The sequence below is a fragment of the Burkholderia cepacia complex sp. TUM26381 genome (assembly GCF_057439935.1).
The window spans coordinates 2,697,077-2,719,633 of sequence record NZ_CM172006.1 but is presented as its reverse complement, the minus strand read 5'-3'; the positions used below and the strand labels follow the sequence as shown (position 1 = coordinate 2,719,633).

General features: G+C 66.2%; 21 protein-coding genes. 15 read left to right on the top strand and 6 right to left on the bottom strand.

What is annotated here, in order from left to right:
- Positions 1–176: 176 nt before the first annotated feature.
- A complete protein-coding gene (locus tag ACWMMN_RS12780) occupies positions 177–959 on the bottom strand; it encodes an ABC transporter substrate-binding protein (RefSeq protein WP_059236656.1) in 783 nt (260 codons plus the stop codon).
- A gap of 360 nt (positions 960–1,319) precedes the next feature.
- On the opposite strand from ACWMMN_RS12780, the gene ACWMMN_RS12775 reads away from it, so the two are divergent.
- The gene (locus tag ACWMMN_RS12775) at positions 1,320–2,018 is read left to right on the top strand and encodes a pirin family protein (RefSeq protein ID WP_059233488.1); all 699 of its coding nucleotides are present in this window, start codon (positions 1,320–1,322) and stop codon (positions 2,016–2,018) included.
- 69 nt (positions 2,019–2,087) lie between these two features.
- Here the strand turns inward: ACWMMN_RS12775 and ACWMMN_RS12770 are convergent, their stop codons facing one another.
- Positions 2,088–2,642, bottom strand: a complete 555-nt coding sequence (locus tag ACWMMN_RS12770; protein WP_059233489.1) for a Spy/CpxP family protein refolding chaperone — start codon at positions 2,640–2,642, stop codon at positions 2,088–2,090.
- Positions 2,643–2,866: 224 nt separating this feature from the next.
- On the opposite strand from ACWMMN_RS12770, the gene ACWMMN_RS12765 reads away from it, so the two are divergent.
- Together ACWMMN_RS12765 and ACWMMN_RS12760 are read left to right on the top strand one after the other, a co-directional pair.
- Positions 2,867–3,592, top strand: coding sequence for a response regulator (locus ACWMMN_RS12765; protein ID WP_006493394.1), 726 nt, complete (start codon positions 2,867–2,869; stop codon positions 3,590–3,592).
- Entirely contained in the window at positions 3,576–4,892 is a 1,317-nt protein-coding gene (locus ACWMMN_RS12760) for an ATP-binding protein (protein WP_059233490.1), read from the top strand. The genes ACWMMN_RS12765 and ACWMMN_RS12760 overlap by 17 nt, the downstream gene beginning before the upstream one ends.
- A 42-nt stretch (positions 4,893–4,934) precedes the next feature.
- Here the strand turns inward: ACWMMN_RS12760 and ACWMMN_RS12755 are convergent, their stop codons facing one another.
- Positions 4,935–5,201, bottom strand: coding sequence for a double-stranded DNA-specific endonuclease (locus tag ACWMMN_RS12755; RefSeq protein ID WP_011545926.1), 267 nt, complete (start codon positions 5,199–5,201; stop codon positions 4,935–4,937).
- 496 nt (positions 5,202–5,697) lie between these two features.
- Here ACWMMN_RS12755 and ACWMMN_RS12750 point away from each other — a divergent pair, with 496 nt between their 5' ends.
- From ACWMMN_RS12750 to ACWMMN_RS12710, 9 genes are all read left to right on the top strand, one after another.
- Positions 5,698–7,455 (top strand): ABC transporter permease, encoded by a 1,758-nt coding sequence (locus tag ACWMMN_RS12750; RefSeq protein ID WP_059233491.1) that lies wholly within the window; start codon positions 5,698–5,700, stop codon positions 7,453–7,455.
- Between the two features lie 22 nt (positions 7,456–7,477).
- Positions 7,478–8,815 carry an ABC transporter ATP-binding protein gene (locus ACWMMN_RS12745; protein WP_059233492.1) on the top strand — a complete coding sequence of 446 codons (1,338 nt, stop codon included), beginning with the start codon at positions 7,478–7,480 and terminating at the stop codon, positions 8,813–8,815.
- Positions 8,816–9,383: 568 nt separating this feature from the next.
- Entirely contained in the window at positions 9,384–12,383 is a 3,000-nt protein-coding gene (locus tag ACWMMN_RS12740; protein ID WP_059236657.1) for a type VI secretion system tip protein TssI/VgrG, read from the top strand.
- A gap of 95 nt (positions 12,384–12,478) precedes the next feature.
- On the top strand, positions 12,479–13,165 hold the full coding sequence (locus ACWMMN_RS12735) for an ankyrin repeat domain-containing protein (protein ID WP_226196671.1): 687 nt from the start codon (positions 12,479–12,481) through the stop codon (positions 13,163–13,165).
- Between the two features lie 98 nt (positions 13,166–13,263).
- Entirely contained in the window at positions 13,264–14,079 is an 816-nt protein-coding gene (locus tag ACWMMN_RS12730; RefSeq protein WP_059233494.1) for a DcrB-related protein, read from the top strand.
- Between the two features lie 12 nt (positions 14,080–14,091).
- Entirely contained in the window at positions 14,092–15,438 is a 1,347-nt protein-coding gene (locus tag ACWMMN_RS12725; protein ID WP_196486591.1) for a PAAR domain-containing protein, read from the top strand.
- Between the two features lie 11 nt (positions 15,439–15,449).
- On the top strand, positions 15,450–15,920 hold the full coding sequence (locus ACWMMN_RS12720; protein WP_342702710.1) for a hypothetical protein: 471 nt from the start codon (positions 15,450–15,452) through the stop codon (positions 15,918–15,920).
- A 64-nt stretch (positions 15,921–15,984) separates the two neighbouring features.
- Entirely contained in the window at positions 15,985–16,467 is a 483-nt protein-coding gene (locus ACWMMN_RS12715; RefSeq protein ID WP_059233496.1) for a tetratricopeptide repeat protein, read from the top strand.
- 75 nt (positions 16,468–16,542) lie between these two features.
- Complete coding sequence (locus tag ACWMMN_RS12710; protein ID WP_342702709.1) at positions 16,543–17,229, top strand: hypothetical protein; 687 nt, start codon at positions 16,543–16,545, stop codon at positions 17,227–17,229.
- A gap of 240 nt (positions 17,230–17,469) precedes the next feature.
- Here the strand turns inward: ACWMMN_RS12710 and ACWMMN_RS12705 are convergent, their stop codons facing one another.
- Positions 17,470–17,964: a hypothetical protein gene (locus ACWMMN_RS12705; RefSeq protein ID WP_059233498.1), complete on the bottom strand. Its 495-nt coding sequence runs from the start codon at positions 17,962–17,964 to the stop codon at positions 17,470–17,472.
- Complete coding sequence (locus tag ACWMMN_RS12700; RefSeq protein WP_059233499.1) at positions 17,961–18,512, bottom strand: hypothetical protein; 552 nt, start codon at positions 18,510–18,512, stop codon at positions 17,961–17,963. Before ACWMMN_RS12700 ends, ACWMMN_RS12705 begins: the two co-directional genes overlap by 4 nt.
- Before the next feature lie 288 nt (positions 18,513–18,800).
- Here ACWMMN_RS12700 and ACWMMN_RS12695 point away from each other — a divergent pair, with 288 nt between their 5' ends.
- The 3 genes from ACWMMN_RS12695 (at position 18,801) to ACWMMN_RS12685 (ending at position 21,144) form a co-directional block, all read left to right on the top strand.
- Positions 18,801–18,998 carry a hypothetical protein gene (locus ACWMMN_RS12695; RefSeq protein ID WP_174992933.1) on the top strand — a complete coding sequence of 66 codons (198 nt, stop codon included), beginning with the start codon at positions 18,801–18,803 and terminating at the stop codon, positions 18,996–18,998.
- Positions 18,999–19,136: 138 nt separating this feature from the next.
- Entirely contained in the window at positions 19,137–20,558 is a 1,422-nt protein-coding gene (gene otsA / locus ACWMMN_RS12690) for an alpha,alpha-trehalose-phosphate synthase (UDP-forming) (protein ID WP_486422720.1), read from the top strand.
- Complete coding sequence (locus tag ACWMMN_RS12685; protein ID WP_486422719.1) at positions 20,551–21,144, top strand: AAA family ATPase; 594 nt, start codon at positions 20,551–20,553, stop codon at positions 21,142–21,144. Before otsA ends, ACWMMN_RS12685 begins: the two co-directional genes overlap by 8 nt.
- A 21-nt stretch (positions 21,145–21,165) precedes the next feature.
- On the opposite strand, the gene ACWMMN_RS12680 is transcribed toward ACWMMN_RS12685, so the two are convergent.
- Complete coding sequence (locus ACWMMN_RS12680; protein ID WP_059233502.1) at positions 21,166–22,533, bottom strand: MFS transporter; 1,368 nt, start codon at positions 22,531–22,533, stop codon at positions 21,166–21,168.
- Between the last annotated feature and the right edge of the window lie 24 nt (positions 22,534–22,557).

Sequence of the window (22,557 nt, the reverse complement as noted above, 5' to 3'; positions counted from 1 at the left end):
CGCCCGCCAAGCTGCGCGGAACGCCCCGTGCGTATCATGACCGTCCGCCCCGGCAACGGTGCCGGGCGAGCCCGTCGCGCGAGCGGTGGGCAAGGGGGCGGGCGGCGCGTGGTTGACTGCCTGTACTGCGCGGACACGGGGCCGCCCCCGCATCCGTTGCTTCTTCTTGTCGGCGCTCAGCGGGCCGGAGCCGAATAGACGCTGAACGAGAAGTACTTGTGCGACAGCCGGTCGTACGTGCCGTCCTTGTGCATGTCGGCCAGTGCCTTGTTGATCTTGAGCTTCAGGTCCGTATCGTCCTTGCGCAGGCCGATCGCGGTGCCGTCGCCGATCGTCTTCGGATCCTTCACTTCCGGCCCGGCGAACGCGAAGCCCTTGCCGCGCGGCGTGCGCAGGAAGCCGTAGTCGGCCTGCAGCTCGTCCTGCAGCGTCGCGTCGAGGCGGCCCGAGCCGAGGTCGGCATAGACCTGATCCTGGTTCTGGTAAGGAATGATCGTCACGCCCTGCGGTTCCCAGTACGCCTTCGCGTAGGTCTCCTGCGTCGAGCCCTGCTCGACGCCGACGCGCTTGCCCTTCAGCGACGCGACCGTCGGCAGCAGCGGCGAGCCGGTCTTCGCGATCATCCGCGCCGGCGCGTCGTACACCTTGTCGGAGAAGTCGATCTGTTCGCGGCGCTTGTCCGTGACGGTCAGCGACGACACGATGACGTCGTACTTCTTCGCCTTCAGCGCCGGGATGATCCCGTCGAGATCCTGCGCCACCCACACGCATTTCACGTTGATCCGCTTGCAGATTTCCTTGGTGAGATCGACGTCGAAACCGACGATCTCACCGCTCGGCGCGGTCGACTCGAACGGCGGGTAGCTGGCATCGACGCCGATCCGAACGGTCTTCCACTCCTTCGCGAAGGCGCTGCCCGCCACGAGGGCGAGGGCGGCGCACAGGGCGGCCTTCTTCATTTCCATCCTTCTGTTGCTTTTCGGGGGCGCTCGCGGCCGGTCGGACCGGGCGCCGCGGCGTATTCTAGACGGCCAAAAATCGCGGAACGGCGCTCTGGCGATGGCGGCCGCCGGCAAGGCGAGCGCCAAAAGGGCGGTATTTTACCCGAACGCGATACCCGGAAAACCGCAATCCGGCGCGATCGATCGATTCTTCGATTCGGCTGTTGCGGCAATCGTGGTATTCGCAACGGGTATTCCGGCAATTGGCGACGCAGGTGCAACGATGCGGTGCGCCGGCGGCGGATTGTGCCGCGTTCGGTGTCCCCCTACAGTGGAGGTAAACCCGAACAAAGAATCTGCCCCCGGAGTGTCCGCGCCATGTTCCAGATCCGCCGCGCCGAAGAACGCTGCCACACGCGCCAAGGCTGGCTCGAATCGAGTCACAGCTTTTCTTCCGCCGGCCGTGCCGCGCATGCGCATCCGCCGGTCGGCGCGCTACAGGTGCTGAGCGAGGACCTGATCGCGCCGACGCGCGGTTTCGGGATGCAGCCGCGCCGCGACGTGGAGATCGTGACCTACGTGCTGGACGGCACGCTCGCCCACCGCGACAGCCTCGGCTGCGGCGCGATCGTCCGGTCAGGCGGCGTTCAGCGGATGAGCGCCGGCACGGGGCTCGTGCACAGCGAAACCAACGCGTCGTGCGACCGGCCGCTGCATCTGCTGCAGATCTGGCTGCAGCCGGCCGAGCGGGGCGGGCGCCCCGGTTACGAGGAACGGCATTTCGCCGACGACGAGAAACGCGGCCGGCTGCGGCTCGTCGCGGCGCCGGACGGCGGCGACGGCGCGCTGACGATGCGCGCGGACGCCCGCATCTTCGCGGGGCTGATCGACGGCGACGAGGTGGCGACGTTCGACGTGCGCGCCGGGCGCAGCACCTACGTGCACGTGGTGCGCGGCGACGTCGAGGTCAACGGTCGCGCACTGGCCGCCGGCGACGGCGCGCGGATCGGCGGCGTGCAGGCGGTGGCGTTCGCGCGCGGCCGGACGGCCGAAGTGCTGCTGTTCGACGTCGCCTGAAACGAAAAAGGGGACGCGGGCCGATGCCCGCGTCCCCTCCGGTGCCGCTCCGGGAAGCGACCCGCCGGCTTACTGCGCCGGCGCCGACGCGCCCTTGGCGGCCGCGCGGTGCTGCTCCCAGCGCTCCTTCATCTTCTCGTGGCGCTGCTCCATCTTCGCGAACTGCTGCTTGAGCGCCGTGCTGACCATCGTCTTCTGCTGGTCGTTCAGCCCGTTGTAGAACGTGAGCCACGCGGCGGACGTCTGCTCGCGCAGTTGCGCGTTCTGCTGCTCGGCCTGCTGGCGTGCCGAGTGCATCGCGCTCAGGTCGAGGATCGGCTGGTTCTGCTGCGCCTTGAACTGTTCGCGCATCTGCTCGTGGCTCTTGCGCATCGTGTCGCGGTTCTGCTTCATCGTGTTCACGGCCGCCTGCCATTGCTGTTCCTGCGACGCGTTGAGCTTCAGCTGGTCGTGCAGTTTCATGATCGCGCCGAACGGGCCGCCTTCGTGCCCGCCGTGCATCTGGTGCATGCCGGGGCCGCCCGGCGGCGGCATGTCGTTGGGCTGCGCGGCCTGCGCGGTGCCGAATGCGAGAGCGAGCACGGTGGCGGCCGCGATGGCCACGCGGGAAGTCTTCTTATACATTTCAGAAACTCCTTGTATCCAAAGGGTCCGGCGATGCGGTGCCGGGAAAGCCGAGTACCGCATCCGGTAAGACGCAGGTTAGCGATGCAGGTCGCGGCGGGTGTTACGTGGGGCGGCGGCCCGGTTACCGTGCATTACAGTTCCCTTGCGCGGTAACCCGCAGTAACCCTTTCGTCCCTTTGTTTCGTTCTTCGACTCCGCCCTCGCGCGGTAAACTTCGAGCCATGACTACCCAGATCCTCATCGTCGACGACGACCAAGAACTCCGAGACCTGCTGCGCGACTATCTCGTGCGCCAGGGGATGGAAGTGTCCGTGCTGCACGACGCGGCGACGCTCGAGAAGCGCCTCGAGCGCGAGCGGCCCGACCTGATCGTGCTGGACCTGATGATGCCGGGCGTGGACGGCCTGACCGCGCTGCGCCAGCTGCGCGCGGCCGGCGACGACATCCCCGTGATCATGCTGACCGCCCGCGCGGACGACGTCGACCGCATCGTCGGGCTCGAGCTCGGCGCGGACGACTACCTCGGCAAGCCGTTCAATCCGCGCGAGCTGCTCGCGCGCGTGCAGGCCGTGCTGCGCCGCCGCCGCGCGACGCCGTCGGCGGCGGCGCCCGAACAGCGCGAGCCGTTCGCGTTCGGCCGCTTCCTGCTGGACTTCCAGGCGCGCACGCTGTCGGTCGACGGCAAGCCGGCCACGCTGTCGAGCAGCGAATTCGCGCTGCTGAAGATCTTCGTGAACCATGCGCTGCGCACGCTCACGCGCGAGCGGCTGCTCGAGCTGCTGCACGGGCCCGAGTACGACGGTACCGACCGCGGCATCGACGTCCAGGTGTGGCGCCTGCGCCGCATCCTCGAAACGGATCCGTCGACGCCGCGCTTCATCCAGACGGTGCGCGGGCGCGGCTACGTGTTCGTGCCCGACGGCGAGGCTCATGCGCAAACCCATTGATTCACTGTTCGGGCGGCTGGCGCTGCTCGTCGTCGGTGTCCTGCTCCTGTCGCACTTCGCGTGGTTTTTCGCGATGCGGCTCGAGCGCAACCAGATGCAGACACGGTATGCCGTCGAAGAGGCCACCTTCCTCGTCGACGCGGTGCGCCAGCACGTCGCGCGCACGCCGGACCAGCCGCTGCCGTCGCGCGTGCGGCTCGTGTCGCCGGACAGTGCCGACGTGCCGAAGGGCGGCGATTCGGGATTGCCGCCGCCGCTCAAGCGGTTCCGCGACGACGTGAGCGACCGCATGCCGCCCGGCACGCAGGTCCAGATCGGCGTGCCCGGCCATCCGCCGGTGCTGTGGGTGAAGGAGCCGGCCGACCGCAACTGGATCGTCGTGCCCGTCCAGCCGCTGCGGCCGCCGCGCTCGCTCGACCGGATGCTGCTGTGGCTCGGCACGATCTTCTCGGCCGGCGTGATCGCCGCGCTGTTCGCGGCCTGGCAGTTGCAGCAGCCGCTGCGCTCGCTCGCGCGCGCGGTCGCGCGTTTCGGCCGCGGGCAGCCGGTGCCGCCGCTGCGCGAGCGCGGCCCGCGCGAGCTGCGCCAGCTCACGCACGGCTTCAACCAGATGGTGGAGCAGGTGTCGCAGGCCGAGAGCGATCGCGCGGTGATGCTGGCGGGCGTCGCGCACGACCTGCGCACGCCGCTCGCGCGGATGCGCCTGCGGGCGGAAATGATGGACGACGCACGGTTGCGCGACGGGGTCGTGCGCGATGTCGACTCGATGTCGCACATCGTCGATCAGTTTCTGGTGTTTGCGCACGGCGGGGCCGATCGCAGCGAACCGGTGCCGGTCGATCAGGCCTGCGAGCGGATCGCACGCAGCTATCGCGCCGTCGCGCCGAACGCGCCGACGGTCCAGACGCGGCTGGAGGCCGATCCGGGCTTCCGGCTGCCGACGGCGACACTCGACCGGATCCTGTCGAACCTGCTGGACAACGCGCATGCGTACGGCGCACCGCCCGTGCTCGTCGAGACGGCGCGCACGCCGGCCGGCTACGTGCTGTCGGTCAGCGACAGCGGCGGCGGGATCGCGCCGCGTGACCTCGCGGCCGCCACGCGGCCGTTCGTGCGGCTCGACCCCGCGCGCGGCGGGAACGGCCACAGCGGGCTCGGGCTCGCGATCGTCGAGCGGCTGGTGCTCAGGCTGGGCGGCGCGTGCGACATCGGCAACCGCCCCGAAGGCGGGCTGCGTGTCTCGATGACGTTCCCGTTCGAGGTCGTGCCGAAGGACGAACCCCACGCACAGGCCGCGTAAGCGGTTGCGGCGCCTGCCCGGCCGGGCAGGCGCCGCCCGGCATCATTCGCCGAACAGCGTGCCGAGCGTCTCGGCCGCGTTGCTGTCGATCGTGTTGTAGGTCACCGTGGTGGCCTCGAAGATGTAGACGGTCGTATACCGGCCGAGGCGCTCCAGGATTTCCTCCTGCAGCGATTCCGGCACGACGTTCATGTTCAGGTACCATGCCGTCGACGACAGCCGCGTCTGGAACGACCCGTACTCCTGCATGAGTTCATAGAACGCGTCGGCATCCTGATCGCGGCAGACGATCACCAAGTTTCCTGCCATTCCCTTCCTCCCGCTCGTCGGTCGATCCCCGGGGCCGGTTTACATGGGGAACGCGCGTGCGTTGCCACGAGACGGCCGAAACAGACCCTGGGGGCTAGCCCCGATCATACCTGCTTCGCCGGATCCGGCTGCTGATGCCCGACACGGTTTGCGCCCGCGTGCGGCTGGCGGGTTCCCGGCCGGGCCGGATCACGGCATAATTCGGGCCTGCATGCCGGCCGTAGGACTGCGGCCGGGCCGTTCCCCGCCATCCACCGCGCGCCGGGCACGATCCGTGCGCTGCCTGCGCCGTTCCCGGACGGTTGTACCTGAAATACAGGTTGGTGTAGTGTCGTGCCGTCGCGGGCCGGCTCGACCGGGCCGCGACGGCGCATGCACGCACGGCGCCTCGCGCCTGCGCGAGATCGCCAGTCAATCGAATTACCGCGCCCGTGCGCTTTGCCATGAATCAACATCGACTGCCGGCTTCGTTCGGCCTTACCGGGGAGAGCGCCTGATGGACGTCGGATTCTTCAATCCGAACCGGACCGCCAACGCATCCGCGTGGCGTGTGCTGCCGAACCGGTGGGACTTCATCGCATTTCCGCTGATCATCTGCCTGATCGCGATGGCGGTCGTCGGCTTTCACGAGACGATGGCGCCGATCGGCACCCTGCAGACGCAGAAGATCTCGCTCGATCCGTCGAACCTGCCCGAATACGCGTTGCGCACCACGCTGCGGATGCTCGCCGCGATGGTCGCGTCGCTCGCGTTCACGCTCGTCTACGGCACGCTCGCGGCCAAGAGCCGCCGCGCGGGCATGGTGCTGATCCCGATCCTCGACATCCTGCAGTCGGTGCCGGTGCTCGGCTTCATCTCGTTCACCGTCACGTTCTTCCTCGCGCTGTTCCCGAGCCGCGTGCTCGGCGCCGAGCTGGCGGCGATCTTCGCGATCTTCACGAGCCAGGCGTGGAACATGACGTTCAGCTTCTACCAGTCGCTGCGCACGGTGCCGCGCGACCTGGACGAAGTGGCGCGCAGCTTCCACCTGACGTCGTGGCAGCGCTTCTGGAAGCTCGAGGTGCCGTTCTCGATGCCGGGCCTGATCTGGAACATGATGATGTCGATGTCGGGCGGCTGGTTCTTCGTCGTCGCGTCGGAGGCGATCACCGTCGGCAACCAGACCATCACGCTGCCGGGCATCGGCGCGTATCTCGCGCAGGCGATCTCGGACAAGAACTTCGGCGCGATCGGCTGGGTGATCCTCACGATGACGGTCGTGATCCTCGCCTATGACCAGTTCCTGTTCCGCCCGCTCATCGCGTGGGCCGACAAGTTCCGGATGGAGAACACCGCGTCGGGCGATGCGCCGCAATCGTGGCTGCTCGACCTCGTGCGCCGCACGCGCCTGATCCATCAGCTGCTCGTACCGGCCGGCTGGTTCTTCGCGAAGGCGGCGCGGATCCCGCTGCGACTGCCGCTGTCGGGCGCGATGCGCTTCACGCTGCCGCGCGTCGAGAAGAAGGCGTCGCGCACGGTCGACATCGCGTGGGCGGTTCTGGTGCTGATCGGCACGGCGTATATCGTGTGGCGCGTCGTCAGCTTCGTCTCGACCGGCGTGACGATGGGCGAGGTCGGCCACGTGCTCGTGCTCGGGCTCATCACGCTGCTGCGCGTGGTCGTGCTGATCGCGATCGCCTCCGTGATCTGGGTGCCGATCGGCGTGTGGATCGGGCTGCGCCCGAAGCTGGCCGAGAAGCTGCAGCCGCTTGCGCAGTTCCTCGCCGCGTTCCCGGCGAACCTGCTGTTCCCGGTGTTCGTGATCGTGATCGCGCGCTTTCACCTGAACGCCGATATCTGGCTGTCGCCGCTGATCGTGCTCGGTACGCAGTGGTATATCCTCTTCAACGTGATCGCCGGCGCAACGTCCTACCCGAACGACTATCGCGAAGCGGCGACGAACTTCCGCATCCGTGGCTGGCAGTGGTGGCGGCAGGCGATCCTGCCGGGCATCTTCCCGTACTACGTGACCGGTGCGATCACCGCCTCGGGCGGCGCGTGGAACGCGAGCATCGTGTCGGAAGCCGTGCAGTGGGGCAACACCAAGATCGAGGCCCACGGCCTCGGCGCATACATCGCGCAGACCACCGCCGCCGGCGATTTCCCGAAGATCATCCTGGGCATCGCCGTGATGTCCCTGTTCGTCACCCTGTTCAACCGCCTGCTGTGGCGCCCGCTGTATGCCTTCGCCGAAGCGAAGCTGCGGCTCGACTGAGACCGATTGAGAGCGAAACGCGATGCACAATCCGAATGCTGTAAACGCCCCCGTCCAGACGTCCCAGCCGCCGCGCCTCGGTGAGGAAATCCTGCGTGTCGATCACGTCTGCCGCGGCTTCAACAAGACGCAGGGCGAACTGCTCGTGCTCGACGACGCGAACCTGTCGCTGCGCGAGGGCGAAATCGTCGGCCTGCTCGGCCGTTCCGGCTCGGGCAAGTCGACGCTGCTGCGAATCATCGCCGGGCTGATCGAACCGACCGGCGGCGAAGTGACCTATCTCGGCAAGCCGCTGGATGGCCCGGCCGAAGGCGTTGCGATGGTGTTCCAGACCTTCGCGCTGTTCCCGTGGCTCACGGTGCTGCAGAACGTGGAAGCCGGCCTCGAAGCGCTCGGCGTCGGCGCGCGCGAGCGGCGCGAACGCGCGCTGGCCGCGATCGACCTGATCGGTCTCGACGGCTTCGAGAACGCGTACCCGCGCGAGCTGTCGGGCGGCATGCGCCAGCGCGTGGGCTTTGCGCGTGCGCTCGTCGTCGATCCGACGATCCTGCTGATGGACGAGCCGTTCTCGGCGCTCGACGTGCTGACGGCCGAGACGCTGCGTACCGACCTGCTCGATCTGTGGACGCAGGGCCGCATGCCGATCAAGTCGGTGCTGATCGTCACGCACAACATCGAGGAAGCCGTGTTCATGTGCGACCGGATCCTCGTGCTGTCGTCGAACCCGGGCCGCGTGATCGCCGAGATCAAGGTGCCGTTCAAGCATCCGCGCAACCGGCTCGACCCGGCGTTCCGCAAGCTCGTCGACGACATCTACGCGAAGATGACGGCCCGCCAGACCGGCGAGGCGACGAAGAAGGGCCTCGAACTCGGCAGCTGGCTGCCGCAGGTGTCGACCAACCTGATGGCCGGCCTGATCGAGACGCTCGCGATGGCGCCGTACCACGGCCGTGCCGACATGCCGGAAATCGCGCGCACGCTGCATCTGGAGGTCGACGACCTGTTCCCGATCGCCGAAGTGCTGCAGTACCTCGGCTTCGCGGACGTGCGCGAAGGCGACGTGTTCCTGACGCCGCCGGGCCGCGTGTTCGCGGAATTCGGCACGCAGGAGCGCAAGCTGATGTTCGCCGATCATCTGCTGAAGCACGTGCCGCTGGCTGCCCGGATCAAGAAGGTGCTGAACGAGCGCCCGGGCCACCGCGCGCCGCGCGTGCGTTTCGAGCAGGAGCTGGAGGATTTCCTGTCGGACGGCGCGGCCGAGGAAACGCTCGACGCGGTGATCGACTGGGGCCGCTACGGCGAGATCTTCTCGTACAACGACCAGACCGAGATCTTCAGCCTCGAGGACGTCGAGTCCTGACGCCCGCGGAGTCGGTCGAAAGCATTCGGCGGACATCGCACGGATGCCTGCCGCGGTTCGATTCGGCCGCTCCCCGCAAAGGGCCGTACGGGGCCTGTCCCCGGCGTTCGCCACGAGCGCCGCGCGTTGACTACCCGCCTACCTGAACGCCGGATCGTGCCCCTGCCGGGGGCACGGGCGCATGGCATGCGTCAAGCATGCCGCGCCCGGTTCGATCGTCGCGCGCACCGCCTTGCTCACGACCGGCTGCGCCATCCGGCCCGCCACACGTTGATTTCCTGCTGCATCGGCTCGTTCGTTTTTCGGTGTACGCCGCGCTCCGGCCGTGCATCGCAGGCCGATCGTGCGATGCGTCCGGCAGTCGGGCGCCTGAGACTGGCGGTCGGCAATCGATATTGGGGATCTATCACGGCCGTCAACGCGCCTCAACATTAAATGCTGACAAATGGTTATGAATTCTCTTGTGATTTGATATATTTGGCGCCTTCAAGGTGGCTGAGAGCGCCTTGTTGGTGCGATAGCGTCCAGGTCGCGGCGGGTTCGCCCGACAAAAAGAACGAGGTTAATGATGAGTTTCGCAGCAAACGGAAACCCCGAAGGGACGGGAGGGAGCGGTGCGACCCTGGCCGGCGGTCTGGGCAATCTGGGTTCGATTGCCGGAATGGCGGGACAACTGGGGGCGTTGACCGGTATGCCCGGTGCGGGGCTGCTTGGCGGGGCCGCGAGCGCGGTGCAACTGGCGCAGACCGGCTTGTCGTTGATGGGCAAGGCCCCGGAGTCGATTGCCGAAGCCATCAACAGCCTGACGGGCGGGCTTCCGCGTCTGACCCAGGACAATCGTTTCATCACGATCGAAACGCCGCTCGGTCCGGACGTGCTGCTGGTCAGCGCGGCGGTCATCGACGAACACGTCAATCAGCTGACCGAAACACATCTCGACCTGCTGTCCCATCGCAACAATATCGAACCCCAGGAAATTGTCGGGCAGCGGGTCAAGATCACGCTCGAGCCGCAGAGCCGCAATTTCAGTCTGACGCGCGTCGTGACGTCGGCAGCGGATACCGAGACGAAGCGATATTTCGACGGGTACGTCGCGTCGTTCGGCCGCGTCGGAAAATCGGGCTCGGTGACCCGTTACGAAATGTCGGTCGTGCCGTGGTTCTGGTTTCTGACACGCTCGACCGATTGCCGGATCTTCCAGAACCAGACGCCGCAGGACATCCTGACCGACATTTTCCGCGAGATGGGTTTTGCGGATTTCGAGTTCGCGATGCAGGGCGAGCGTCCGAAGCTCGAGTACATCGTCATGTACGACGAGTCGTACTACGGTTTCTGCTCGCGCCTGATGGAGCAGGAAGGGCTGATCTGGACGCTCCGCTACGAACAGGACAAGCACGTCCTCGTGATCGGTGACACCAACGCGGTGTTTCAGCCGATTCCGAACCTGAAGACCATTCCGTACGAAGCCAGCAGCGCCGCGAGCGAGCAGAACGGCATCGATCGATGGGATGAGGCGTTCAGCTTCCGGGTCGGCAAGATCACGTACCGGGATTTCAACTACAACCAGCCGTCCTCGCAACTGATGCACGTCGAGGTGCCGACGGTCAACCTGAAGCACCCGAACATCCAGACGACCGAGCGTTACCAGTTCCATTCGCTGTATGACCACGGCGACGACGGGCAACGTTACGCGTGCTACGCAATGGAAGCGGAAGAGGCGCTCGCGCATCGCTTCAACGGCGCGGGGCATGCGCACGGGATGACGACGAACGGGCGATTCACGCTGGTCAATCACGGCACGTCCACTTACAACAACAAGGACTTCGTGATCCTCCGCGTTCGTCATCAGGTGGCGAACGACTATACCCAGCAGACGTCGAAACTGCCGTATCACAACACGTTCACGTGCCTGCCGATCGATATCCCGTTCAGGCCGGAGCGGCGTACGCCCAAGCCGCACATGCAGGGCACGCAGTCCGCGATCGTGGTCGGGCCGAAGGGCGAGGAAATTCACACCGACGGCAGCCGGGTCAAGCTGCATTTCATGTGGGACCGGCGCGGCAAGCTCGACGGTTCGGACTCGATGTGGGTGCGCGTGTCGCAGCCGTGGGCCGGCAAGGGCTGGGGCGGATCGGCGATCCCGCGGATCGGCCAGGAGGTGCTCGTCTCGTTCAACCAGGGCGATCCGGACAATCCCATCGTCGTCGGGCGCGTGTTCAACGGCGATTCGGGCAACCCGTACCACGGCAGCGGCGGCCAGACGATGGGGATGCGCAGCCAGACGCACAAGGGCGATGGCTTCAACGAACTGCGCTTCTCGGACGTGAACGGGGCGCAGGAAGTCTTTCTGCATGCGCAGAAGGACATGAAAACGATCGTCAAGGACAGCGAGTCGCACACGGTCGAATCCGGCGCGCGGAGCGTGTCGGTGCTGAAAGGCGACGAGAGCAAGCATGTTGCGGAAGGCAACCTGTCGGAGAAGATCGCGAAAGCGCGTTTCACGACGGCCAACAGTGTCGGCGTGCAGGCGCTGGCCGGCGATGCGGGGCCGGGCAAGCAGAGCTATCAGGCGACGGACGAGATCGAGCATCGCGTGGGCGCGAGCATCGTCACGCTGAAGCCGGACAGCATCAAGCTGTCCCACGGCGCATCGAGCATCCTGATCAATCAGAGCGGCATCTTTCTCGACGGCCCGGTGATCCACCTGAACCAGGGGCTGTTCGTGACGCCCGAGCAGGCGATGGCGATCGAGTGGGCCAATCAGCAGGCGATCATCGCGGCGGGTCTCGCATCGGCCGATCCCAAGGTGCAGGCAGCGGCACGCAAGCTTCAGGCGACGGTCAAGGCGCAGCAGCTGGCCAAACTCGCGGGAGCCGTGTATGCGCCGGGTACGGCGCCGCCGGGATGGAAGAACGTGTCGAACGATCCGGAAGCGCTCAAGAAGTTCGGCCTGAGGCCGCAGGACTTGCAGATTCCCGGCAGCAACTTCGGTGCGCAGGCATACGTGCCCGATCCCGCGGTGTTCGGCGACAGCATGAAGCCTACCCTGGCCTTCAAGGGAACGCAGCCCACGGTCAAGGAAGACTGGTCGAACAACCTCAATCAGGGATTGGGCGACAACTCCCCGTACTACGATCGCGCGGTGACCATCGGCAAGAAGATCTACGGCTCCGGCAATGCTGGCGGCCTCGATCTCACCGGTCATTCGCTCGGCGGCGGGCTGGCTTCGGCGGCGTCCCAGGCCAGCGGCGCGGGCGCGACGACGTTCAACGCGGCCGGCCTCAATTCAGAAACGCTGCCGATGTACGGCGCAACACCGCGGGCGTCGGCCATCACGAACTACCGGGTCGACGGAGACATCCTGACCGGGGTGCAGGAAGGCAGGCTGGGCCCGATCAGCGACGTGACGTCGCAATTGATGCCCAAGGCCGCCGGTGAGCAGATCACCATCCCGGGTACCAGTTTGACGACCGTTCAGCGCCACATGATGGGGCAGGTGACGAGCGGGCTGGAAACGACCGTTGCCGATCAGCAGGCGTCGTTGCTGAGCCAACTTCAGGGACATTGATGAAATACAGCAAGGTCATCGCCGCGGGCGCGGTTGTCGCGGTAATCGGTTTGTCGTCGCCGTTCTGGTGGCCGACTCAAGCACAGGAAACAAAAATGGCAGACTTCAAGCGTTACCCGCCCGAAGACTTTTTCTCGGGATCGCAACTCGAGCTGGCGCGTGCCATTCGCGACGGAAATCTCGAGCAGGTCAAATCGCTTGCGACGCATACCGATCTGGCTGCGCCGGGCAACAAGAAGGCCACCCTGTTGTCGTTCGCGGTGCAGGAGGCGATTCCGGTGAAGACGGACGCCACGAACGTGCACTTCCAGATCGTCAGCGAACTGGTGCGGGACGGCGCGAAGCCCGAACAGCCGTTCGGCGAGAACGGCGCGAACGTCGCATATCTGGCTGCGCGGGCCGACACGCCCAACCTGCTGAAAGCATTGCTGGCCGGCGGCATGAACCCGGATCTCAGGTACGACGGCGATACGCCGCTGCTCTTCGCAACCTGCAAGGACACGCTGTTGCCGCAAATGCGCGCGCTGGTCGAACACAAGGCCAACGTCAATCTGCGGGACTCGATGAAGGAAACCGCGCTCTACGAAGCGACGCGCCTGCGGCAGTGGGACGTCGTCGATTATCTGCTCGCGCATGGCGCCGATCCGTCGGTGAAGAACGACAACGGCCTCGCCTATTCGAAAGTCCTCGGCGACGAACTGCAGCAGACGCCGAAAGGCTCGCCGCAGCTGAGTCGCATCGAAGCCATTCACAAGCGTCTGGTCACGGCCGGCGTGCAGTAACGCAAGCCGCATGACGGCTGCGCCGGCTGCGCCTGTGCCGCCGGCGAACAGTTTCAATCCGGCGCCTGCCCCGACGGGCAGGCCGAACCGAGAAGAGCATGTCCGAATATCAGATGAACGACGCCGTCATTCAGTTGCCGGCGCACTTCAAAGACAAGACGATTCACCTGTTCACGGTCGATGAAGCAGGGAGCAGCGAATTCACGTTCGTGGTTTCGCGTGCGCCGATGGAGCCGGACGACACGGTCGATACGTTCGTGACGCGGCTCGTATCGGAGATGCGCAAGTCGCTTCCGCGTTTCGAATTGAAGCATCTGGACAATCGGGAAATCGACGGCGAAACCGCACGCGAAGTCGATTATCAGTGGGTGTCGGAAGGCACGCCGCTGCATCAGCGCCAGACGGTGGTGATGTCGCCGAAGGCCGGGCGCGAGCGCGTGGCGATCAGTTTCATCGGTACCTGTCCGAAGTCGTTCACGGAGGACAAGAGCAAGGAGTACAAGAGCTTGCTCGAGAGTGTCGTGCTGGCCCGGCCCGACCGTGCGGCTTTCGTGCCGACCGCGCTCGGCCAGGACGAGGCGGGCATCGTCTTCGTGCTGCATGAGCCGAGCGCGACGTTGTACGCGCTCACCGGCCTGGCCGAACTGTTCCGGCACGACGTCACGGAAATGTTCGACGACACCGCGTTCTTCGGCCCGTCCGGTGAGCCGCTGGCGTTGCAACCTGCTCCGATCGGACAACCGGCGTGGAGAGCACTGGACGGCCGTCAGTTCGCGCTCTGGACGACGGATGCGCGCGAGCATGCCCCGCTGGGCGACCGGCTCGGCGGTGTGGCGGCGGTGAAGGGCATGACCGGCATGCAGAGCATCGAGGCCGTGCGTGCTTATCTGACCGCGGTTGCGAACGCGGGCTAACGGGGAGCGCGCGTGGATACATTGCTTGCTGCTGCGCGATTGGGCGATCCGATTGCGCATACGGCGTCCAAGGGATGGATGATCGCCGGGCTGATCGCCGGCGCGGTAATCGGGGCCGTGGCGGTGGTCGCAACGGGCGGCGCCGCGTTGACGGTGATTGCCGCAGTCGCGGCGGGCGCTGCCGCGGGCGGCGGGCTCGGCGAAGTGCTGGGCACGATGTCGTGGGCGCCCCGGCATGTCACGGGAAGTCTGATAAAGGGCTCACCCAACGTCTTCATCAACAGTCGCGCGGCGATGCGGGCCATCCTGAGCCTGGGTCTGTGCAGCGACCACGCGGGTCCGCCGCAGGTGGTCGCGCAGGGTTCGTCGACGGTCTACATCAACAGCCAGCCGGCGAGCCGCAAGGAAGACCGGATGATGTGCGGCGCGTTGATCAACGACGGATCGCCGAACGTGTTCATCGGTGGCCCGGCGGTCGGGGAGTTCAATCCCGAGATCCCGGCGTGGGTCAACTGGACGATGGCCGCGGTGGGCATTGCCGCCGCGGCCGTCCTTGCCGGGCCGGCGCTGGCGATTCTCGGCGCGGCCGGCGGTTTTTTCGGCGGTGAAGTCGGCGGATGGCTGGGCGGAAAGATTTTCGGCGAAGGTTCCGACGGGCAAAAGTGGTCGATGCTTGGAGGAAGCTTGCTGGGCGGGTTCGGGGCGGCGAAGGGCGCCGGGCTCGTCAGCGGGGCGAGGGGGGCAGGCTCCGTGGCGGGCGAACTGTCGGCGCTGGAGGCCACCGAAGGTGCCGCAGGCGCGACGGAGCAGCCGACGATTTCGTTGTTCGGGGTACGCGGTGGCGGGCGGACGCCCAACGCCGAAGGCGTGCAGCACCCGTATCAGTACACTGGTCACGTCGGGTATTCGTTCGACGGAGGCAAGACGATATGGGGCTTTGGCCCGGCAGTGGGGGATGCGACCGCGGCGGATGTATTTGCTAATCTGAAGTCATCCGGCAGCTACCCCGGGCAACTGACTCAGGACCAGACGCCATTCTCCCTGATTGCAGAGAATCCGCTGCCGGCCCGTGGAGGGGGCGGCGCGCTGCAGACGGTATATGAGCAGAAGATACCGGTCACGCAAGAGCAGTATGAATCGATTCTGGCGGCGCATGAGGAGCTGGTCGCGCGTGGGCCCATGGACGACATTCGATATCAATGGCCGCCCAAGTCCGGCGAATGGCCGGAAAACAACTATAACTGCGCAACATTCCCCGGCCGTCTCGGTATCCCCATTCCAGAGGCGACCGGAAAATTGCAGAACTACATGCCCGAACTCGAGAAGGTCGGGACGCCCTGGAAGCCCTGGAAGCCGTGAGATCGGGATCGATGAGTGAGAAAAAGGATTTCTATACCGTAGCCGCAGAGTCGTTCGATCTGGTGCTCGCGTCCGTTGTCGACGCCCCGGGTCCGCAAGTTTTTCGGGCGAAGGTCGAGCGCATCTATTCCAGCGGAAAAGGCATCACGCCGGATCTTCTCGGAGCGGAGATCACGTTCACCGGTGGTCCGCCGACTTGGGGTAACGTGGCGCTTCAAGTCGGGGAGCGTGCGCTCATGTTCGTGAGAGTGCAGGCCAGCGGGTTGAACGAGTATCCGTGGTGCGGGCACATGGTTCTGGAAGACATGGACGGTGAATTGGGTGCCAGGTTACATGTTGCGGAGTTGTGGCTGCGTGATGATTTCCCGGAGGCCGTGAAGGCTGCGGCGAGTCAGCATCCGACGTGGCGGAATGCGTCGATCGTCAAGTTCAGTGTGCTGGAGAGCTACCTGAAAGGCTTGATCGCGAGGTCCGCACGCTGAGCCGGATCGGTTTTCAGACGGTGAAGCGGATATTGGGAAAACGAAGTTTTTGGAGCTGAATGGAATGACCGACAAGAATCCCGATTTTTCACCGATTCGCATGCGCGCGCGCGGTTTCGTGTCGCAGGGGCGCATCGAGGATGCGCTCGGGCTATACGGCGACATCCTGAAAGTTGCGCCGGAAGACGCGGCGACGTATGCCGACCGCGGCACGACCTTCGCGATGATCAAGAAGACGGATCTCGCGTTGAACGATCTGAACCGCGCCATCGAGCTGGGGTACACGGATCCGTCGGCGTACTGCACGCTCGCGACGATTTTCCTCGAAGGCGGTGGCTACCAGAAGTCGCTGGAGTATTTCGACAAGGCGCTGAAGCTCAATCCCGATCAGCCCTTCGTCTATTTCAACCGCGCCCGCGTTTACGAGACGCTGGGCGATATCAAGGCTGCGATTGCCGATCTGGAGCGGTGCCTGACCTACAACCCGGACGATGCGTTGTCCGCGAAGATCAAGGAAAGGGTGGCGCAGCTTCGCGCGCGTACGTAACGGCCGCCGCCGGGTGCGAAGTTTGCGGTATCTGGCCCGGAACTGTCCGGGCAAATTGCTTCCGGGGCCGTCGGGATGTTGAAGCGTGACAAGTTGCCGTACTCCGCGCTGCCGGCATCGTTGACGGCGTTGATTCCCGAGGCAGTTTTCTTGAAGGCGCTCGAGAGTGCCGAGTCCCAAACGATCATCGTCTGGTACGTCGACGCGAAAATCGGTCGTCAACATGAAGTCGAGTTTTCGCCGCAATTGGGGCGTCTGCTGTCACGCAACGAGCGCGAAGCACGATTTCCGCTGGAGCGGCGGATAGTTCTGCGAGATGGAATCCGGGTGCAAGTAGGTAATCGGCTCGAGGCCGCTACCGACGTTCGCTATGAAACCTATACCGCATACGATCCGGTGACCTCGTCGAGGCTTGCAGTTGGAGAGCAGATGTTCTTCATGCAGTTTCTGGCCGATCCAGAGACAGTCGTTCGGCAAGCAATCGAACAAGCGAGGTTCCCGGACACCTATGCGGGATGGAGTGCAATCGAGCGCACTCGCTATTGGGTTGGCGTGCTGTATCGCGCGCGACGCCAGACGGGCGAATCGGGAATCAGTGAAGACGAAGCTTTCCGGCCTGCGTTGCTGACGCAGATGAGAGCGGTGGATCCCGAGGTCGACGGCATACTTGCGGCGGTCCTCGCCGAGCTGGGTCGAATGGAAATGATCGGCCCGGAAGTGATGCGGGCTGCGTTCAATCAACGGACAGGCGCATCGATCTGATTGCCCGGCTGACGAGCGTGCCGATGATCGAAGTGCCCGGATTGGCAAGTCGCATTCTCGGCGGTTCCCGATTGGCTGGCAGCAGAGCGGTGCCTGGCCTGCAACCCGGACGATGGATGCGTGTTCCGCGCGGATCAACGGCAGCGTGACGCAGCTGCGCGCGTCTATGTAACGACTGCCGGTTGCGCGGCTGACCAGAACGGCAAGGGCACCGTGCATGGCGCGCGGCGCATCGCACCGCTACTGCAGATTCCCCCACCGGTCGACCGCCGGTTCCGCCGACGCCCACTTCCAGTGCGTGCCTTGCTGGCACGCATTCGCGAAATACCAGTCGGCCTTGTCGCCGTCCTTTACCGAGAACGTGAATTCCTTGCACAGCGCCAGCGGCGTCGAGTAAGCGCGCGCGACGCGCACTTCGCCTTCGCCGTTTTCCAGCGGCAGCGTGTTCTTCACCTTCCACGGCTTCACTTCGCCGACGGCCAGACTGCCGGCCACCTTCGCGATCGCGTCCTGCTGGTTCTGATGGAGCTGCTTCATCGTGCGGTTGACGGCCTCGTCGGTCGCGGCCTGCACGGCGATCCCGACGCCGACGCCCACCGCCGGGTTCGCGGTGACGAGGCCCGTCGCCGCGCCGGCAAGTGCGCCGCTCGCCGCGCCGACCGACCCGCAGCCCGACAGCGCGGCGGTGGCCGCGCACAGCGCGCCGATCGCCGCGATACGGATCGCGACGCTCATTGCAGCGCGCCCCAGCGTTCGGTCGCCGGTTCGGCCGACGCCCATTTCCACGCGGGGCCGTCGCGACAGATCGTGGCGACGTAGAACGCCGATTGCGCGGCCTTGTCGGCCTTCGCCGGCGTGTCGACCGCGAACACGATTTCCTTGCAGTCGAGCGGACCGACGCTGATCATCCGGCTGACCGTCACGCGACCCTGCTCGTCGTCCTCGATCGGGAACGAGTGGTGGGTCGACCACGGTGCGACGCCGCCGACGTCGAGCGGGCCGGCCGCCTTCGCGATCTGTTCCTGTGTGTAACGGTGTGCGACGCGCTGCGAGTACTGGACGCCAGCCCGCGCGCCGGCGACGGCGCCGAGACCGATGCCTGTCGCGACGGCCGCGTTGTTGGTGACCTTGGAAGCGATTGCGGCGCCCGCGATACCGGCGCCGGCTGTCGCGCCTTCGCTGTATAGCGAATTGCAGCCGGACAGCAGTGCGGCCGTGGCGATCGCGGCCAGCACGACGCGCGCCGGCATGGCCCGGCGCGGCGATTCGAAACGATTGTTCATCCCTGAGTGCAAGTCCTGTCTGGGTGAGCGGCGACGCATGCACGCCCCGATGCCGCGTCATTGTTTCGCAATTGTCATAGGAGAACTGCAAAGCTTTGACAAATCGCCGGCCGGCGTACCGCGCGCGAACGCGCGGCGCTATTGTCGGATAGTTGATTGGTGAGGGGTCGAAACGTTACAAATTGAAGGTAATTGTTACCTCGGGATGCAAGGAACCGACCTAGACTGTTTTGTTATGGAATGTTTCTACGACGGCCTCGAGCCGCGCCACATATGAGACACCCAGCCATGCGCCGTTCGAAACGGTTGTCCCACCGGCCGCCCGACGCCGGGGCAGGCCGCTCGCGTCCGCAGCCCGACGCACCACCGGCGCCGGCTGCTGGCAAGCCCGACGACACGCCGTCCGACGGCGATCACAACCAGGGCGGCGCTCGCCCGGAAGGGCTCGACTATCAACGCGACCTCGGCCAGGAGCAGGACGCTTGATTTCGTCGTCGCTGCATTCCACCGCCGTATTTCATCGCATTTCTCGGAACTGAATCGCCGCGCGGCCGCCTTCGGGCCGCCGTGTCCGCTCGGGTGCGCGTCGCGCGCCAGCCAATCGAATCGAGGAGGGGAAGCCGCATGAGCAGATTGATCGTGGTATCGAACCGTGTCGCCGCCGGCGAGGACACGCGCCCGAGCGCGGGCGGCCTGGCCGTCGGCGTGATGGACGCGCTGAAGGAAACGGGCGGCGTCTGGTTTGGCTGGAACGGCGAGATCGTCGGTGCGCCGGATGTCGAACCCGCGATCCAGCGGGACGGCAACGTGACCTATGCGACGGTCGGGCTGACCCGGCGCGACTACGACCAGTACTACCGCGGTTTCTCGAACGCAACGTTGTGGCCGGTGTTTCACTACCGCGGCGATCTCGCGCGCTTCGATCGTCAGGAGTACGCGGGTTATCTGCGCGTGAACGCGATGCTCGCGAAGCAGCTCGCCGCGCTGCTGCGGCCCGACGACCTGATCTGGGTACACGACTACCACCTGCTGCCGTTCGCGCATTACCTGCGCGAGCTCGGCGTGAAGAACCCGATCGGCTTCTTCCTGCACATCCCGTTTCCGTCGCCCGACATGCTGCGCCTCGTGCCACCGCACGAGGAGCTCGTGAAGTTCATGTGCGCGTACGACGTCGCGGGCTTCCAGACCGAGAGCGACAAGCGGGCATTCACCGACTACATCGAGCGGCGCGGAATCGGGGCGGCGAGCGATGACGGGATGTTGCATGCGCACGGCCGCGTCGTGAAGGTCGCGGCCTATCCGATCGGCGTGCATCCCGACGCGATCGCGCAGGCGGCCGTCCAGTACGGCACGCGCAAGCCGGTGAAGATGCTGCGCGAGGCGCTCGACGGCCGCAAGCTGGTGATGAGCGTCGATCGCCTCGATTACTCGAAGGGGCTCGTCGAGCGCTTCCAGTCGTTCGAGCGGATGCTCGCGAACGCGCCGGGCTGGCAGGGGCGCGTGTCGCTGTTGCAGATCGCGCCGCCGACGCGTTCCGACGTGCAGACTTACCAGGACATCCGCGAAACGCTCGAAGGCGAAGCCGGCCGCATCAACGGCCGTTTCTCGCAGCTCGACTGGACGCCGATCCAGTACCTGAACCGCAAGTACGAGCGCAACCTGCTGATGGCGTTCTTCCGGATGTCGCAGGTCGGCTACGTGACGCCGCTGCGCGACGGGATGAATCTCGTCGCAAAGGAGTACGTCGCGTCGCAGGATCCGGCCGATCCGGGCGTGCTCGTGCTGTCGGAGTTCGCGGGCGCGGCGGCCGAGCTGACGGGTGCGCTGCTCGTCAATCCGTACGACCTGTCGCAGATGGCCGAGGCGCTCGAACGCGCACTGTCGATGCCGCTCGCGGAGCGGCAGGCACGTCACGAGGAGAACCTCGCGCGGCTGCGCGAGAACGACCTCTCGGTGTGGCGCGACACGTTCGTTGCCGACTTGCGCAGTGTCGCGGCGGCTGCGTCGGTCACGCAACGCGCGGGCCGGCGGGTTGCACATGCGTGACGTCACGCCGGGCGTGGGTGCCGACGAAGAAGCGGACGACGACGCAACCGGCCGTTTCTTCGTCGTGACGGGCGGCCCGGGTTCGGGCAAGAGCACGTTGCTCGATGCGCTCGAGCGCGCCGGATTCGCGCGCTCGCAGGAGGCCGGGCGCGGTGTGATCCGCGACCAGATGGCAGTCGACGGCCTTGCGCTGCCGTGGCGCGACCCGGCCGCGTTCGCCGAGCTGATGCTGAGCTGGGAAATGCGCTCGTACCATCTCGCGCGGCAGGCGCGCGGGCCCGTGTTCTTCGATCGTGGCGTGCCGGACGTGGTTGGCTACCTGCGGCTGACAGGCTTGGCGGTACCCGCGCATGCGGAGGCCGCGGCCCGCCGCTTCCGCTATCACCGGCGCGTGTTCATCGCGCCGCCGTGGCCCGAGATCTATGCGCAGGACACCGAGCGCCGGCAGGATTTCGCGGAAGCCGAGCGTACCTATGACGCGATGGTCGATTGCTACACGTCGTACGGCTACCGGCTGATCGAGTTGCCGCGCGCGAGCGTGAAGGCGCGCGTGCGCTTCGTGACGGACGCGCTCGACGCCGCATGACGCGAGCGGCGCGAGGCGGTGTCAGGTCGCCGTGTCCGGCCGTGGCGACGTGATGCGCAGCATGCTGACGACGGCCGCCACTGCCGCGAACGCCGTGGCGACATAGAGCGCGATCGTCGGACCGCGATCGGGCGAGAGCCCGAAAATCAGCGCGACCAGCGCGGCGCCGAGCGTCTGGCCCGACAGACGCGCGGTGCTCAGCATGCCGCCCGCTCCGCCGCTTCGCTCGCGCGGCGCCGACGACAGCATTGCGCGATTGTTCGGCGACTGGAACAGCCCGAAGCCCGCGCCGCACAGCGCCATCCGCCACACGATGTCGACGGTGCCCGGATGCGCACCGATCGTCGCGAGCGACAGCAATCCGGCCGCGAACAGCGCGAGCCCGATGCCGCCGAGGATACCGGCCGAATAGCGATCCGACAGCACACCCGCGAGCGGTGCGGCGAACACGATCACGAGCGGCCACGGCGTCATGTAGAGACCCGTGTCGACCTGCGAGAAGCCGAGCGAGTTCTGCAGCCAGAACGGCAGGGCGACGAACGCGAGCATCTGCGACGTGAACGACGCCATCGACGTGTAGATCGACAGCGCGAACATCGGGATGCGCATCAGGTCGACCGGCAGGAGCGGCGCCGGTTGCGACAGCTGGCGCTTCACGAAGAAGTAGCCGACGACGAACGCAACGGCCAGCTCGGCCGCGACGTACGCGTGACCTTCGCCGTGCCCGAGCCCGTCGACGGCCGTGATCAGCAGGCCGAACACGCATGCGTTCATCAGCGCGCTCAGGAAGTCGTACGGCGCGTCGTGCAGCGGGTTGGCCGGCAGCGCGCGCAGGCTGCCGAGTACCGCGGCGATGCCGATGGGGACATTGACCGCGAACAGCCACGGCCACGACGCGAACGACAGGATCGCGGACGCGACCGTCGGCCCGATCGCCGACGACAACGCAACGACCATCGCATTGATCGACAGCCCGCGCCCGAGCATCGACGACGGGTAGATCATCCGCACGAGCGCCGCGTTGACGCTCATGATGCCGGCCGCACCGAACCCCTGGATCACGCGCATCACGGCCAGCATCGGCAGCGAGCCGGCGAGCGCGCAGCCGAGCGAGGCCGCGGTGAAGAGCGCGAGCCCGGCGATGTAGATGCGGCGATAGCCGATGCGCTCGCCGAGCGACGCGAGCGGCAGCAGCGTGATCGTGACCGCGAGCTGGTACGCGTTGACGATCCAGATCGATGAGGCGTCGGAGGCATGCAGGTCGCGCGCGATGGTCGGCAGCGCGACGTTCGCGATGGCGCCGTCGAGGACGGCGAGCGTGATGCCCAGGGCGACGCAGACGATCGCCCAGTAACGTTGCGGAAGCGGCAGGCCGGTATCGGCGTTCATGACGGGAGCGAGAGCGTGGTTGTC